This is a genomic window from Flavobacterium hercynium (assembly GCF_002217285.1).
In the GTDB taxonomy this organism is placed as follows: domain Bacteria; phylum Bacteroidota; class Bacteroidia; order Flavobacteriales; family Flavobacteriaceae; genus Flavobacterium; species Flavobacterium hercynium.
Window position 1 is genome coordinate 106913 of the sequence record NZ_MUGW01000022.1, and the last position, 15329, is coordinate 122241.

Annotated in this window: 13 protein-coding genes; 9 read left to right on the forward strand and 4 right to left on the reverse strand. The window is 34.8% G+C overall.

Annotated features, from left to right (window positions below):
- The first annotated feature begins 35 nt into the window (after positions 1-35).
- The 4 genes from B0A66_RS11615 to B0A66_RS11630 all read left to right on the forward strand — a co-directional run bounded on the left by B0A66_RS11615 (position 36) and on the right by B0A66_RS11630 (position 6157).
- Positions 36-1682 (forward strand): DUF6377 domain-containing protein, encoded by a 1647-nt coding sequence (locus B0A66_RS11615; protein ID WP_089050002.1) that lies wholly within the window; start codon positions 36-38, stop codon positions 1680-1682.
- 205 nt (positions 1683-1887) lie between these two features.
- On the forward strand, positions 1888-4104 hold the full coding sequence (locus B0A66_RS11620; RefSeq protein ID WP_089050003.1) for a glycoside hydrolase family 3 C-terminal domain-containing protein: 2217 nt from the start codon (positions 1888-1890) through the stop codon (positions 4102-4104).
- A 236-nt stretch (positions 4105-4340) separates the two neighbouring features.
- Positions 4341-4988 (forward strand): DUF1349 domain-containing protein, encoded by a 648-nt coding sequence (locus B0A66_RS11625; protein WP_089050004.1) that lies wholly within the window; start codon positions 4341-4343, stop codon positions 4986-4988.
- 32 nt (positions 4989-5020) lie between these two features.
- The gene (locus B0A66_RS11630; protein ID WP_089050005.1) at positions 5021-6157 is read left to right on the forward strand and encodes an acyltransferase family protein; all 1137 of its coding nucleotides are present in this window, start codon (positions 5021-5023) and stop codon (positions 6155-6157) included.
- 173 nt (positions 6158-6330) lie between these two features.
- Here B0A66_RS11630 and B0A66_RS11635 read toward each other — a convergent pair whose 3' ends face one another.
- Positions 6331-7437, reverse strand: a complete 1107-nt coding sequence (locus B0A66_RS11635) for an NADH:flavin oxidoreductase (protein ID WP_089050006.1) — start codon at positions 7435-7437, stop codon at positions 6331-6333.
- A 6-nt stretch (positions 7438-7443) separates the two neighbouring features.
- Positions 7444-7746, reverse strand: coding sequence for an ArsR/SmtB family transcription factor (locus B0A66_RS11640; RefSeq protein ID WP_089050007.1), 303 nt, complete (start codon positions 7744-7746; stop codon positions 7444-7446).
- Positions 7747-7963: 217 nt separating this feature from the next.
- Between B0A66_RS11640 and B0A66_RS11645 the strand changes: the two genes are divergently transcribed.
- Positions 7964-8458 carry a TlpA family protein disulfide reductase gene (locus B0A66_RS11645; protein ID WP_089050008.1) on the forward strand — a complete coding sequence of 165 codons (495 nt, stop codon included), beginning with the start codon at positions 7964-7966 and terminating at the stop codon, positions 8456-8458.
- A gap of 117 nt (positions 8459-8575) precedes the next feature.
- Here B0A66_RS11645 and B0A66_RS11650 read toward each other — a convergent pair whose 3' ends face one another.
- Positions 8576-8950: a hypothetical protein gene (locus B0A66_RS11650; RefSeq protein ID WP_089050009.1), complete on the reverse strand. Its 375-nt coding sequence runs from the start codon at positions 8948-8950 to the stop codon at positions 8576-8578.
- 227 nt (positions 8951-9177) lie between these two features.
- On the opposite strand from B0A66_RS11650, the gene galA reads away from it, so the two are divergent.
- The 4 genes from galA to B0A66_RS11670 all read left to right on the forward strand — a co-directional run bounded on the left by galA (position 9178) and on the right by B0A66_RS11670 (position 14616).
- Positions 9178-11997 (forward strand): beta-galactosidase GalA, encoded by a 2820-nt coding sequence (galA, locus tag B0A66_RS11655; RefSeq protein WP_089050010.1) that lies wholly within the window; start codon positions 9178-9180, stop codon positions 11995-11997.
- 43 nt (positions 11998-12040) lie between these two features.
- On the forward strand, positions 12041-12913 hold the full coding sequence (locus B0A66_RS11660; protein WP_089050011.1) for a helix-turn-helix domain-containing protein: 873 nt from the start codon (positions 12041-12043) through the stop codon (positions 12911-12913).
- 95 nt (positions 12914-13008) lie between these two features.
- A complete protein-coding gene (locus tag B0A66_RS11665) occupies positions 13009-13413 on the forward strand; it encodes a cupin domain-containing protein (RefSeq protein ID WP_089050012.1) in 405 nt (134 codons plus the stop codon).
- A 147-nt stretch (positions 13414-13560) separates the two neighbouring features.
- The gene (locus tag B0A66_RS11670) at positions 13561-14616 is read left to right on the forward strand and encodes an NAD(P)-dependent alcohol dehydrogenase (protein WP_089050013.1); all 1056 of its coding nucleotides are present in this window, start codon (positions 13561-13563) and stop codon (positions 14614-14616) included.
- Between the two features lie 96 nt (positions 14617-14712).
- Here B0A66_RS11670 and B0A66_RS11675 read toward each other — a convergent pair whose 3' ends face one another.
- Positions 14713-15300 (reverse strand): DUF4142 domain-containing protein, encoded by a 588-nt coding sequence (locus B0A66_RS11675; RefSeq protein ID WP_089050014.1) that lies wholly within the window; start codon positions 15298-15300, stop codon positions 14713-14715.
- Between the last annotated feature and the right edge of the window lie 29 nt (positions 15301-15329).

Here is a 15329-nt window from a genome sequence, read left to right on the forward strand (position 1 = left end):
TTATATTTGTAAGTCTCATTTAGCTTTTAATTAGTTTGAAAAAATATCTTTTATTTCTTGTTGCTTTTGTATTGTATTATCCCGTTCATGCATCGGATAGTACAGCCGTTATTTTAGAAAAATTAAATGAAGCTTTAAAAAACAAACAACACTACGTTCAGATAAAAGAAGAACGGATTTTAAATTTCAAAAGAATTAAATCAGATGCTTTAACCCAAGAGCAGGAGTACAATTACAATAAAACCCTATTCACAGAATATCAGAAGTTCAATTCAGATTCGGCTATTTTTTATGTCAAAAAGAATCTTAAAATTGCAGAGGAACTTCAAAATCAAACCTTCATTGATATTGCAAACCTGCAATTGGTAACACTTTATTCTTCTTCCGGAAAATACCGTGAGTCGGAGACAATTTTAAAAAGTATCGATAAAAATAAGTTGTCAAAATCTTTACTTCCGATGTATTTTATTGCTTACAGGGAGTTTTATGAACATTATGCTGCCAACAGTTACAATATTAAATATGTTGAGCAGATCGAAAAATACCGCGATTCATTACTAACTGTTTTAGATCCTAAAGGTCTGCAATTTCAAATTACGAAGATTCAGAAAAATATTTACCGCAAAGAATTGGTCACTGCCCAAAAGAAATTGATGGTGCTGCTCCGTGGAATCGACGAAAATCATGCTCAATATGCAATGATAACCTATCTTTTAGGAAGTATCTATGAAGATACACATCAATTAGAATTACAAAAAAAATATTATGCACTTTCCGCGACTGCTGATCTAAAGAATGCCAATAAAGACAATGCTTCATTACAGGAATTGGCTGCCGTTTTTTATGAAATGGGCGATGTAGATATGGCGTATAAATTAACGCAATCTGCAATTGAGGATGCGTTGTATTGCAACGTTCAGTTTCGTACTCTTTTAATGTCTGAGGTGTATTCGATTATCAATACTGTCTATCTGGAAAAAGAAGCCAAGAGAAAAACAGAATTACAATTGTATTTGTTGTGCATAAGTTTGTTATCGGTATTTTTAATCATTGCCGTGATTTATGTGTACAAACAAATGAAAAAAGTATCCAGAATTCGTGGAGAGCTTTATGAAACCAGTCAAAAACTGGCAGAACTAAACAAAGATATTACCGAAACAAACAAACAATTGCAGGAGCGAAACTCTCAATTGTCTGAATCTAATCACGTTAAAGAAGAATATATTGCTCATTTTTTTAATTTGTGTTCGGCTTACATCAATAAGTTAGAAAACTACCGTGTTATCTTAAACAAAAAAGCAACCGCGAAACAATTTGATGAGATTTACAAAATGTTGAAGTCAACTACTTTGGTAGACAAGGAATTAGAAGAACTCTACAAGAATTTTGATATTATCTTTCTGAACCTATATCCAACATTTGTAAAAGACTTTAATGATTTGCTTGTTAAAGAGGAACAAATTGTTGTCAAACAAGGAGAATTGCTAAACACAGAACTTCGAATTTTTGCGCTAATCCGACTTGGAATTACCGATAGTGTGAAAATTGCGGCATTTTTGAGATACTCTTTAAGTACCATTTACAACTACCGAACCAGAGCTCGAAATAAGGCGGCAGTTTCCCGAAATGATTTAGAAGAAATGGTCATGAAAATAGGCTTAATAAGCTTAAAAGTGAAATAATTCATTTTAAAATCACTACTTTTTTTGAGGGTTTTATTTTTTTAAATGTTTGAATTTTAGTATTTTACGTTTTTTATTTACTACTTTTTTTCCTTTAAAAATTCAAAGCACACTATAACGTTTTAGCTTTACATTATCGTTAAGGAGTTATTTTAGTGAGTGCTTCCTTAATTATAAAAATAAACTTTACTAAATATTTCTAATTATGTTTAAAAACGTTAAAACAATTTTTGTTTTAATTTTATTGAGTTCGTTCGGTATGAACGCGCAAAATAAAGTTCCGGTTTATCTTGATGATAAAAAGTCAATTAGTGAACGTGTAGAAGATGCACTTTCAAAAATGACTACAGAAGAAAAAATTGCAATGATTCATGCGCAGTCAAAATTTAGTTCACCAGGAGTACCACGTCTGGGAATTCCTGAAAACTGGATGACGGATGGTCCACACGGAATTCGTACTGAAGTTTTATGGGACGAATGGGAGCAGGCAGGATGGACAAATGATTCTTGTATCGCATTTCCGGCATTAACAGCGCTTTCTGCAACATGGAATAAAGAGTTGTCTTTATTGTATGGAAAATCAATAGGAGAAGAAGCACGTTACCGTAATAAAAACGTATTATTAGGTCCTGGAGTTAATATTTACAGATCACCATTAAACGGACGTAATTTTGAATACATGGGAGAAGATCCTTTTTTGGCTGCAAAAATGGTCGTTCCTTATATTAAAGGTGTACAATCAAATGGTGTTGCTGCCTGTGTAAAACACTTTGCTTTAAACAATCAGGAAACAAACCGTAATTCTGTAAACGTAATTGTTGATGATCGTGCTTTGTACGAAATTTATTTGCCTGCGTTCAAAGCTGCCGTTCAGGAAGGTGATGCATGGTCAATTATGGGGTCTTACAATAAATACAAAGGACAGCAATGTTGTCACAACGAATTCTTATTAAACGATATTCTTCGTAAAGAATGGGGATTTAAAGGTGTTGTAGTTTCAGATTGGGGAGGTGTAAACGATACTAAACAAGCTATTTTTAATGGCTTGGATTTAGAATTTGGTTCTTGGACAAACGGATTGACTTGGGGAACCAGCAATGCGTATGATAACTACTATTTGGCAAAACCATATTCTACTATGATTGCTAAAGGTGAAGTAGGAACTAAAGAATTAGATGAAAAAGTACGCAGAGTATTGCGTTTATCTTTTTTAACTACGATGAACAGAAACAGACCTTTTGGATCTTTTGGAACAAAGGAACATGCTGATGCAGGATTAAAAATTGCTCAGGAAGGAATTGTATTGCTTCAAAATAAAAACAATGTGTTGCCAATTGACCTTGCTAAAACTAAAAAAATAGCGGTTATTGGAGAGAACGCAATTAAAATGATGACTGTTGGTGGAGGAAGTTCTTCATTGAAAGCAAGATACGAAATCACGCCACTTGAAGGGTTAAAGAAAAGAATTGGGAATCAGGCAGAAATAGTATATGCTCGTGGATATGTTGGTGATCCAACAAGTAATTACAATGGTGTTGTAGCTAAAGTAAGTTTAGAAGAAAAGCGTTCGCAAGCGGAATTAACAGCTGAAGCTTTGAAAATTGCTAAAGATGCTGATGTTGTTTTGTTTATCGGTGGATTGAACAAAAGTGAACATCAGGATGACGAAGGATTTGATCGTAAAGAATTAGGCTTGCCTTATGGTCAGGATAAATTGATCACTGATTTAGTGAAAGTAAATAAAAACGTTGTTTTTGTAAATATTTCAGGAAACGCTGTAGCAATGCCGTGGGTAAACGAAGTTCCGGGAATTGTACAAGGATGGTTTTTAGGTACAGAAGCTGGAAATGCTTTGGCTAGTGTATTAGTTGGAGATGTTAATCCATCTGGAAAATTAACATTTACTTTCCCTGTAAAATTAGCTGATAATGGAGCACATGCTCTAGGAGAATTTCCTGGTGGAGATGATGTAAAATACAATGAAAGCATTTTTGTTGGATACCGTTGGGCAGACAAGCAAAAAGCAAAACCACTATTTGCTTTCGGTCATGGTTTAAGCTACACTACTTTCGAATACGGAAAAGTGACAGCAGATAAAAAACAATTAGGTTTAGGAGATCAGATTACATTCTCTGTTACCGTTAAAAACACTGGAAAAAGAGAAGGTTCAGAAATTGTTCAGCTTTACATCAGTGATTTAAAATCATCATTACCACGTCCGATCAAAGAATTAAAAGGATTTGAGAAAGTTTCGCTTCAGGCTGGTGAAGAAAAAACAGTAACTTTTACAGTAGATAAAGCTGCTTTAAGCTTTTTTGATGATAAAAAACACGACTGGGTTGCGGAGCCGGGAGCTTTTGAAGCTATCATAGGAGCATCTGCTACCGATATAAAATCAAAAGTGAGTTTCTCACTTAAATAATTTCATTATTTCTAAAATTGGTTGGTTGTAAAGCTGCAATTGTAAAAAGTTGCAGCTTTACTTTTTTAAAATTTGTCTTTAGAAAATTCACCATTAATATATTAATTAAGCGATATGTTTTACCTTATTTTAAATAGCCTCATTAAGATATTAAAGATTTTAATTTAGCCACAGCTTAATTAATTCTAATAGCTTAGTTTCAAGAAATAAAATAGTTCTTGTTTAAAAACAGTATTATGAAAAAAGTTATACTTGGTGCTATTATTTTATTTTTAGCACAAAACCTTTCGGCGCAAAGCCTAAACAAAATGCAGTGGTTTAATGAACCTGAAAAATGGGAGATTAAAAACAATGCATTAATTATGAATGTTACTGCCAATAGCGATTATTGGCGTATTTCGCACTACGGATTTACTGTAGATGATGCTCCATTTTATTACGCAAATTATGGTGGTGAATTTGAGGCAAAAGTAAAATTGACAGGAAATTATATTGCCCGTTTTGATCAAATGGGATTAATGATTCGTGTAGACGAGAAAAATTACATCAAAACCGGAGTTGAATTTGTAGATGGTAAATTCAATATCAGTACTGTGGTTACACACGACAAAAGCGATTGGAGTGTAACTACCTTAGAAAAAGCACCGCCATTTATCTGGATCAAAGCCGTAAGAAGATTAGATGCTATCGAAGTATTTTATTCTTTTGATGACAAAACGTATATCATGACACGCAATGCACCCTTAGAGGATAACAAACCTGTTATGGTGGGTTTGATGGCAGCATCACCTGACGGAAAAGGTTTTGAAGCTAAATTTGAAAACTTTACCGTTAAGCACCTGCCGGACCAGCGCAGAGCAGAATGGCTTAAAAATCACCAATAAATAAATCTAACATTTAACCAAAAACCAAAACAATGAGTTCAGTCACTACCGACATTAAACCAAAAAAACATTATGAAATTTTAGATGGTTTACGTGGAGTTGCCGCAATTTTAGTTGTTGCCTTCCATGTTTTCGAAACGTTTGCCTTAGGAAACCGTTTTGAGCAAATTATCAATCACGGTTATCTTGCCGTTGATTTCTTTTTTCTTTTATCAGGATTCGTTGTAGCCTATGCTTATGATGATCGCTGGGTAAAGATGACCCAATGGGAATTTTACAAACGACGTTTGATTCGTCTGCAACCCATGGTCATTATGGGAATGATCATTGGAGCCGCCTTGTTTTATTTTCAGGCTTCAGATACTGTGTTTCCTCAAATAGCAGGAACTCCCGTATGGAAAGTTATTTTAGTTATGTTAATTGGTTTTACCTTAATTCCTTTGCCTCCATCAGCAGATATTAGAGGTTGGGGAGAAATGCATTCGCTAAATGGTCCTGCATGGTCTTTATTTTTCGAGTACATCGCTAATATTTTATATGCTGTACTATTTCGCAGATTTTCTAATAAAGTCCTTTCAATTTTTGTGTTGGTATTTGCTGTAATGGTCGTTAACTATACCGTTTTTGGTACAAAAGGAGATGTTATTGGCGGATGGTCATTGAACGCGGAACAGTTAAATGTTGGTTTTACCCGTTTGCTATATCCATTCTTTGCCGGTATTTTACTTTCTCGTTTAGGAAAATTAATTCACATAAAAGGCGCATTCTGGGCTTGTAGTATTTTGATAACAATCGTTTTGGCATTGCCTCGTTTTGGAGACGAAAACACGCTTTGGATGAATGGTTTGTACGAATCATTTTGTATTATCTTGATATTCCCGCTTATCGTTGCCATTGGTGCCGGAGGAGAAATAAAAAATGCATTTTCACTTAAAATTTGTAAAATATTAGGCGACATTTCATATCCAATTTATATTACCCATTATCCACTAATTTATTGGTTCACAGCTTGGGTTATCGATAATAAAATAACTATGGAAGATGGCTACTTAGTGGGAATTGGAGTAGTTGTAACCAGTATTGTGATCGCTTACTTGTGCTTAAAATTATATGATGAACCAGTTAGAAACTGGCTTCAAAATAAGTTTCAGAAGAGAGTGGTTGCTTAGAAAAGGGGCTAAGGTTCTAAGTTGCTGAGGTTATTGCAGAAATCATACAGGCTCTTACACTTTGTAAAAACTTAGAACCTTAGCAACTTAGTATCTCAGTACCTAAAAAAGGGAAAGGTTCAAAAGAACCTTTGTCCCTTTGAACCTTTGCAACTCTGAACCTTTATAAAAATTTATTCTAAAATCAATTCAGCTAAAGCTTCTTTACTGAAACCTTTTAGAGCATCAGTTTTTCCTGCTTTAATTTTTGCAACCCAGTTTGGATCAGACAAAAGAGGTCTTCCAACAGCAACAAGATCAAAATCACCTCTGTCGAAACGTCTGTTTAATTCTTCTAAAGAAGTTGGCTGAGAACTTTCTCCTGCAAAAGCACCAAAGAAATCACCTGAAAGTCCAACAGAACCTACTGTAATAGTTGGAGCTCCTGTTACTTTCTTAGCCCATCCTGCAAAGTTTAAATCAGATTCTTCAAATTCAGGTTCCCAAAATCTGCGTTGTGAACAGTGTAAGATATCAACTCCGGCATCAACAAGAGGCGTAAGCCAGGCTTCTAATTCCTGTGGATTTTTTGCCAGTTTATAATTGTAATCAGAAGGTTTGAATTGAGAAAAACGCATAATTACAGCGAAATCATTACCTACTTGTTTTCTGATTTCCTTAACCACTTCAATAGCAAAACGATTACGTTCCGGAAGTGTTTTACCACCATAAATATCAGTACGTAAGTTTGTTTCAGCTCTAAAGAACTGGTCGATCAAATAACCGTGAGCACCGTGAATTTCGATAGTATCAAAACCTAATCTTTTAGCATCAGCTGCTGCTTTTCCAAAAGCAAGTATAGTGTCTTCAATGTCTTTTTCAGACATCGTATTTCCGTTATTAAAGTCTGGTCGGTTTAATCCTGACGGACCTTCAAAAGGAACAGGAGGAACCCATCCTGAATGATGATTGTCCATAATTCCCATGTGCCAGATTTGTGGTCCCATCTGACCTCCGGCTGTATGTACTTCATCGATCACTTTTTTCCATCCTTTTAACGCTTCGTCTCCATGAAAATGAGGAACGTTAGCGTCATTTGATGATGAAAGTCTGTCGATTACAGTTCCTTCAGATAATATTAGACCAACTTCGCCTTCAGCTCTTTTTTGGTAGTAAGAAGCTACTGCATCAGTTGGAACTCCGTTTGGAGAAAATGAGCGCGTCATAGGCGCCATTACGATTCTATTTTTAAGATTTAACGTTTTTAAGTTAAATGGCGAAAACAGGTTGTTTGTACTCATAGTAATTTACAAATTAGATTGAATTAATTTACTGAGTGCTTCAAAGGCACCTTCGTTGCGTTTATAGTAAGTCCATTGTCCAACGCGTTTGGATTCTACAAATCCGGCACGTTGTAAAAGAGACAGGTATTCAGAAACTGTTGATTGCGTTAGTCCGGCTTTGGCTTGAATTTGTCCCACACAAACACCGTGTTCAAATCCGCCGTACTGAAGTTGATCCGGAAAATTTATTTCGGGTTCTTTTAACCATTCCAACATCTGTAATCGAGACTTGTTGGAGAGTGCTTTAAAAATTTCTACATTTTCCATGGAGCAAAGATATCGACTTTTCCCGATATACCAATTAAGTAATTAAATTTTACCAAAAAATTAAGACTAGGGAAGAGAAAAGTAGCAGGATTGCAGACATATTTTCTAAGAAGTATTTATATTTGCTTTTCATTGAATCAAAAGCTATGAAGTTTTTTTAAGATAAAATTTAAGATAAAATTCAAGATATAAAACCCCCAAATTAATACAATTGATTATGAAAAAAACACTACTTATTTTAGCCTTCTTATGTTGTATAATAACAAGTTCAAATGCTCAGGTTGTGGGTACAGATGTTGGTGATATTGCACCGGAAATTGACCTGCCGGATACCAAAGGAGTAAATCAGGTATTATCTTCTTTGAGAGGAGATTATGTATTGGTTGATTTTTGGGCTTCATGGTGTGGACCTTGCATTAAAGAACAACCGCAATTGATAAAGCTACACAATACGTATGCCGGCAAGTTTTCTATTTTCAGTATTTCTATGGATACTAAAAAGCCACTTTGGTTAGCAGCGATTGCCAAACAAAAACTGCCTTGGATTCAGGTAAGTGACTTAAAATACTGGAAATCTCCGGTTGTTGCAGACTATATGCTGCAATCTGTACCATTGAATTTCTTAATAGACAAAAACGGAATTATAGTAGCAAAAAACATTCACGGAAATGCTTTGGATGAAAAACTTAAAAGCTTGTTGGCGCCACAATAAACAATTTCATTTTAAGCATGAAATAACAGTATAAAAAAAGTCCAATTCATAAGAATTGGACTTTTTTGTTGATCTACTCTCAATCATTTTTGTTTGGGTAAAACTATTTAGCAATAATTAGTTTACTATTTTCTTTACGCCTCCGTAACTCGTTTTCAACATTTCTCTGATCTGAAACTGCGTTTTATTTCTGGTTACATTTTTCCATTCTTTAAAATCATAAAGATGAATTTTATCCGCGTAAGGATTCGTAACAAAGAACAGTCTGGAAATCGAAAACTTATATTGTTTTATTTCATTAGAAATTTGACGATTCGGCACTATAATTAAAATTGTTTCCCACTTCAGAAAATCTTTCGGTACATCATTTCGTTCGGTTAGACCAAGCGACTCAAAAAAAGCAACTATTTTCTGATCATTAAGTTTGTCAATCTGCTGATCAACGCTTTTTAGGGTGCTATGAAGTCTTGTCTCATTTTTGATAACAGTCATGGCACAAAATTGTTTTGATTGATTTACTAGTATAAAATTACATCAAATGATAAAAACTTTCCTGCACTATAGCCATTAGAATGATTCTAAATTTTTAAAACCAAATTTCAGGCTATTCTAATGAAAACAAATACATCATAATTTGATAAAATACTATTATTTTAATCGGTTTAAAAACAATATTTTTATCGCTATTTGCAAACCAAGTTTTATTAACCATATTATTTATGAAAACTATTTCTCCCAAAGGAATCCTTTTTTACGTTATTTTTTTGTTGTCTTGTTCTTTATTCGCTCAAAACAAATTGGAGCGGGAATTGACTTTAATCGATAAAGACTGGCGTTTTTCATTTGGGCATTTGTATGATACTGATAAAGATTTTGGGCATGCAACAGGCTATTTCTCTTATTTGACTAAAACAGGTTTCGGAGACGGACCAGCGGCAGCAGGATTCGATGATCGCGCCTGGAGAAAACTAGATCTACCTCATGATTGGGCAGTGGAGCAATCTTTTAGTGAGAAAGCAAGTTTTAGTCACGGATTTAAAACTGCGGGCAAAAATTATCCGGACAAAAGTATTGGCTGGTACCGAAAAAAAATTAATATTTCGGAGACAGATAAAGGACGTATTATTTCATTAAAATTTGATGGTGTTTTTAGAAATTCGAAAGTGTTTTTTAACGGATTTTTTCTTGGAACAGAAGAAAGTGGTTATAATGGATTTGAATACGATGTTACGGCTTATGTAAATTACGGTGGCGAAAATACCATTGTAGTACGCGCAGATGCTTCTATGGAAGAAGGCTGGTATTATGAAGGAGCTGGAATTTACAGACATGTATATCTGCAAAAAACAAATCCAATTCGAATTGCTGAAAATGGTACGTACGTTACTTCTCTAGTTCAAAATAATCTAGCGGAGGTTACGGCTCAGGTTACTGTTGAAAATAAAGGAAATTACAAAGGTGAGATCGAAATTATTCAAAGTATTCTGCATGCAACAGGAAAACAAATCGAAACGGTTTCTGAAAAGACAGCAGCTCCTGGCTTTTATAAAACAATACAGCATACTACAAAACTAAACGTGAATAAGCCTCAGTTATGGGATCTGGATTCGCCTTATTTATACCGTTTAGTAACGCAAATAAAACAAGACGGAAAAATAATTGACCACTACGAAACGCCATTCGGAATTAGAACCATTCGTTTTGATGCTGAAACTGGTTTTTTCCTTAACGGAAAATCAGTAAAACTAAAAGGGACTAACAATCATCAGGATCATGCAGGTATTGGAACAGCTTTGCCGGATGCCTTACAGTATTTCAGAATTAATAAACTGAAAGAGATGGGTTCTAATGCGTATCGTTGTTCGCATCATCCACCAACTCCGGAATTGCTTAAAGCTTGTGATGAGTTGGGAATGCTAGTCATTGATGAAACCCGATTGATGGGAATTAACGATTATCATTTGAATGATTTAAAGCGAATGATGGAACGCGATCGCAATCATCCGAGTATTTTTTGCTGGTCTGTTGGTAATGAAGAATGGAATATTGAAGGAAATATAACAGGTGAGCGCATTACGAATGTTATGCAGGAATTTGCCAAAAGTATAGACAATACAAGACCTGTAACGGTTGGTATTAGCAGCGGATTTAAAAGCGGAATATCTTCTGTAGTGGAAATAATGGGTTATAATTATTTGGGTAACGGAGATATAGACGCCCACAGAAATGAGTTTAGACAACAACCCGGAATGGGAACAGAAGAAGGTTCTACGTTTGCAACCCGAGGAATTTATTTTACAGACGATGCCAAACATTATCAGAGTGCTTATGATAAAAAACCACGTCCTAGTTTTTACAGTATCGAAGAAGGATGGAAGTTTTATGCAGAACGTCCTTATTTAGCAGGAATGTTTATCTGGACAGGTTTTGATTATCGTGGAGAACCAACGCCTTATGGCTGGCCATCTGTTACGTCGTATTTTGGAATGATGGATGTTTGCGGTTTCCCAAAAGACAATGTATTTTATCTTAAATCATGGTGGGGAACTGAACCTGTTTTACATCTTTTGCCACATTGGAATTGGAACAAAGAAGGTAAAGAAATTGATGTATGGGCTTATTCTAACTGTGATGAAGTAGAGCTTTTTCTAAATAAGAAAAGTTTAGGGAAGCAGAAAATGGAACAAAACGGACATTTAGAATGGAAGGTGCCGTATGCTGAGGGAACCTTAGAAGCTGTTGGTTATAAAAACGGAAAAAAGATACTGACTGACGTAAAAAAAACAACAGGAGCTCAGGAAAATATAAAACTTACGGTAGATAAAGAAAATCAGCCCAATGCTGATGTAAGTGTTATTACGGTTGAAGTTACCGATAAAAAAGGGCAACATGTACCGACAGCGAATAACGAAATTACATTTAGTATTCAGGGTGGAAAAATTCTAGGAGTAGGAAATGGAGATCCTAAATCATTAGAAAAAGATATATTTCTGGATGAAGTAACGGTAATGCCTCTTGCTAATTTTCAGGAACAAAGAAGCAGTGTTGCTACAGAAAATGTAGCTGTAAATGCTGACGAAAACTGGAAAGAAGCGTTTAAAGACAGGGATTATAAAAATCAGGCAGAATCGTATGCATACCGCGGTAATTTTGAGTTAAAGAACAATTTAAGTAGCAATATAGTAAGCTTTTTTTATAAAAAAATTGGTTTAGAGACGGTGATTTTTGTAAACGGAAACAAAGTAGCGGCAAGTGCAGAGGATCCTCAAAAATATGTTCTGAATTCTTCTATTTTAAAACAAGGTAAAAACACCATTCACATTGCGGCTAAACCACTTCAAAAGGTAAAAGACTGGGATGTTATGAATACAGATCCGGGAGTTGTTCAAGTCATAACACCATCAGAACCTTGGAAAAGAAAATTGTTTAATGGTTATGCACAAATAATAGTTCAAAAAGACGGAACTCAGAGTGAGGTTGTTTTATCGGCTACAGCCAAAGGATTAAAAGCAGGAAGTGTTGTGTTGTCTAAAAAGTAATTCCTCTTTGTTTTTGTATGTTTGATTTTCATAACTTTGCATTATGAAAGAGCAGGAATGTAACCAAACAGCAGAAGTTGGAGTAAGCGATTTAAAACTGAAAGGTTTTAAAGTATATGAGATAAATGGTGAGGGAAGTAAAATTCCGACTTACAATCGTCGGGATTTTTATAAAATTTGTATCAATACCAGTAAAAGTCTTGTTCAGTATGCAGATAGAGGAATAGAAATTGACGGAACTGTTTTGTTTTTCGGAAATCCGCATATTCCATATTCGTGGGAAACACTTTCGAAAGAATACGAAGGATATGCTTGTGTTTTTACGGAAGAATTTCTAAAGACAAGTGATCGTTCTGAAAGTCTTGCCGAATCGCCTTTGTTTAAAATTGGTGGAACACCGCTTTTTTCGTTAAGTGCTGAACAAAAAGTATTTATAGATGCTATGTTTCAGAGAATGATCAAAGAACAGGAAACCGATTATGTTTTTAAAGACGATTTGATTCGGAATTATGTAAATTTAATGCTGCATGAAGCAATGAAAATGCAGCCGGCAGAACATTTTTTCAAGCATAAAAATGCTTCTTCCAGAATAACGTCTTTGTTTTTGGAACTTCTGGAAAGACAGTTTCCTATTGAGACAAAGAACGAGCCTTTGGCTTTAAAAACACCTCAGGACTATGCGCAGAGCCTTTCTGTGCACGTAAATCATTTAAATCGTTCGGTTAAAGAAGTTACCGGAAAACCGACAACGGCTCACATTACAGAACGGGTTATCAGCGAAGCAAAAGCTTTGTTGCAGCACACCGATTGGAGTATTGCAGATATCGGGTACTCACTCGGATTTGAATATCCAAGCTATTTTAATAACTATTTTAAGAGACTTACTGGAACGATTCCAAAATCGTTGCGAACCTAAAATGTTTCAAATTCATAATTTTTTGTTTGAATATCATTATTTGTGTTACACATTGTCATAGTAATTTTGCACTACTAATCTGTAAAACGAATCTTATGTCAACATTTAATGCTACTATTATAGAAGAAGGTAAGGTTACCAGTCCATATATGACAGGAGATGTGTCGTATAAAAAACAAACCAGCAATATTCATCCCGAAAATACAGTTATAAAAGAAGTCTCTTTTGAAGCAGGCTCACGATGTAATTGGCACACAAATCCGAGTTTACACTTGCTTATAGCAACAAATGGTATTGGTTACTTTCAGGAAAAGGGAAGCAGCATGCGATTGCTTCATAAAGATGAAGTCGTTACGATTTTACCGGGAGTTGAACATTGGTATGGTGCGACACCTTTTAGTTCATTCTCTTACATTGCTATTATTACTGAAATTGACAAAGGTTCAGGTGTATGGAAAGAAAGTGTGACTGATGAAGAATATTATGCATTCGGGAAATAGATTTTTCTTAAGATTATTAGATTTTTAGATTGTTGGATCTTTAGATTATTAGATTTTTGGATTTTTTGTAATGCCAATCTCTTACTTATAAGTTTAGATAAACCTGAAACCTGAAACAAAAACATTAAACATAAAAACTTAAAAAATATGGAGACAAAAGACGTAAAAGCTTTTGGTACAGAAGCTGCCGAAGCATTATTAAAACCTTTAGATATTAAGCGTAGAGAAGTATTGGCTCATGATGTAGAAATTGAAATTTTATATTGTGGAATTTGCCATTCCGACCTACATTCGGCTAGAAACGAATGGCACGGAACTATGTATCCAATCGTTCCAGGACATGAAATCGTAGGAAGAATTACAAAAGTAGGAGATCATGTTAAGCATTTCAAAGTTGGTGATCTGGCAGGAGTAGGCTGTATGGTAGATTCTTGTAGAGAATGCGAACATTGCAAAGAAGGGTTAGAGCAATTTTGTGAGCCTGGAAATACACTAACATTTAACTCTATCGATGCACACTTAGGTGGACAGACTTTTGGAGGATATTCAGAGAGTATTGTAGTCGATGAAAATTATGTATTGCACATATCAGATAAATTAGATCTTGCCGGAGTTGCACCTTTGCTATGTGCGGGTATTACAACTTATTCTCCATTAAAACACTGGAAAGTAGGTCCTGGACAAAAAGTAGGTATTGTTGGTATTGGTGGTTTAGGACACATGGGAATTAAATTAGCGAAAGCAATGGGAGCACATGTTGTTGTATTTACGACTTCATTGTCTAAAACCGAAGATGCTAAACGTTTAGGAGCTGATGAAGTAGTACTTTCTACAGATGAGGATCAAATGGCGAAGCATGCTAAATCATTGAATTTTATTTTAGACTGTGTATCAGCAGAACATAATATTGATGCTTATCTAAATTTACTTAAAGTAGACGGAACACTAACATTAGTTGGAGCTCCTATGGAACCGCTTCCTGTAACATCGTTTAGTCTTTTAATGGGAAGAAGAAGTTTTGCAGGTTCTAATATTGGAGGAATTGCTGAAACTCAGGAAATGTTAGATTTTTGTGCAGAACACAATATTACAGCAGATATTGAAATTATAGGTGTTAACGATGTAAATGATGCTTACGAACGTTTATTAAAAGGTGATATCAAATACCGATTTGTAATTGATATGGCATCTTTAAAACAATAGCAGGAATTAAAGATCATCTCAAAGTTGATAAAAATATAAAACCCCCTAAGCAATTCAACTCTTAGGGGGTTTCCTCAAAAAAATACCAGTACCAATTTATTTTTTGTCCAGGTTCTGTTTCAACAATTTGGCATGTTCTAAATGTGCGGTCAAACCTGCAATACTATTAGTAGCCCAAAGCTTAATATCTGCATCAGTTGCATCTTCAGCAGCTTTTCTAAGTTTTTCAATTGCTTTTTCATGTCCGCTTACCATCATATCAGCAAATTTTTTGTCAAAATCAGCACCTGATTTTTCATTTAATTTTTTGTATTCTTCCTGTCCTTCTTCTGTTAGAGAAGTTGGTAGCGTAAAGTTTTTGGTTTTAGCCAGAGCACTTACTTCTGAAGCTGCTTTAGTATGCTCATCAACAAGCATTTTACCAAATTTTTTCACTTCAGCGTTTGTACCTTTAGTTTGTGCTAATTTTCCAATTTCTATTTCAGCAAGGTTAATTTCAGCTTGATCTACTAAAAATTCAGAATCATCTTCTTTATCGGCAATAGTATCAAATTTTGCTTCGTTAATATCTTCAGCGACTTCTTTTGGATCTTCTTGTTTTGTTTCATTTTTACAAGAATTCAAAAATATAATAATTAGTCCTGCTCCTAAAATAACTTTACCTGCTAGTAGTAACTTTTTCATGATTTTTTGGTTTAAATGTTATGATGTAA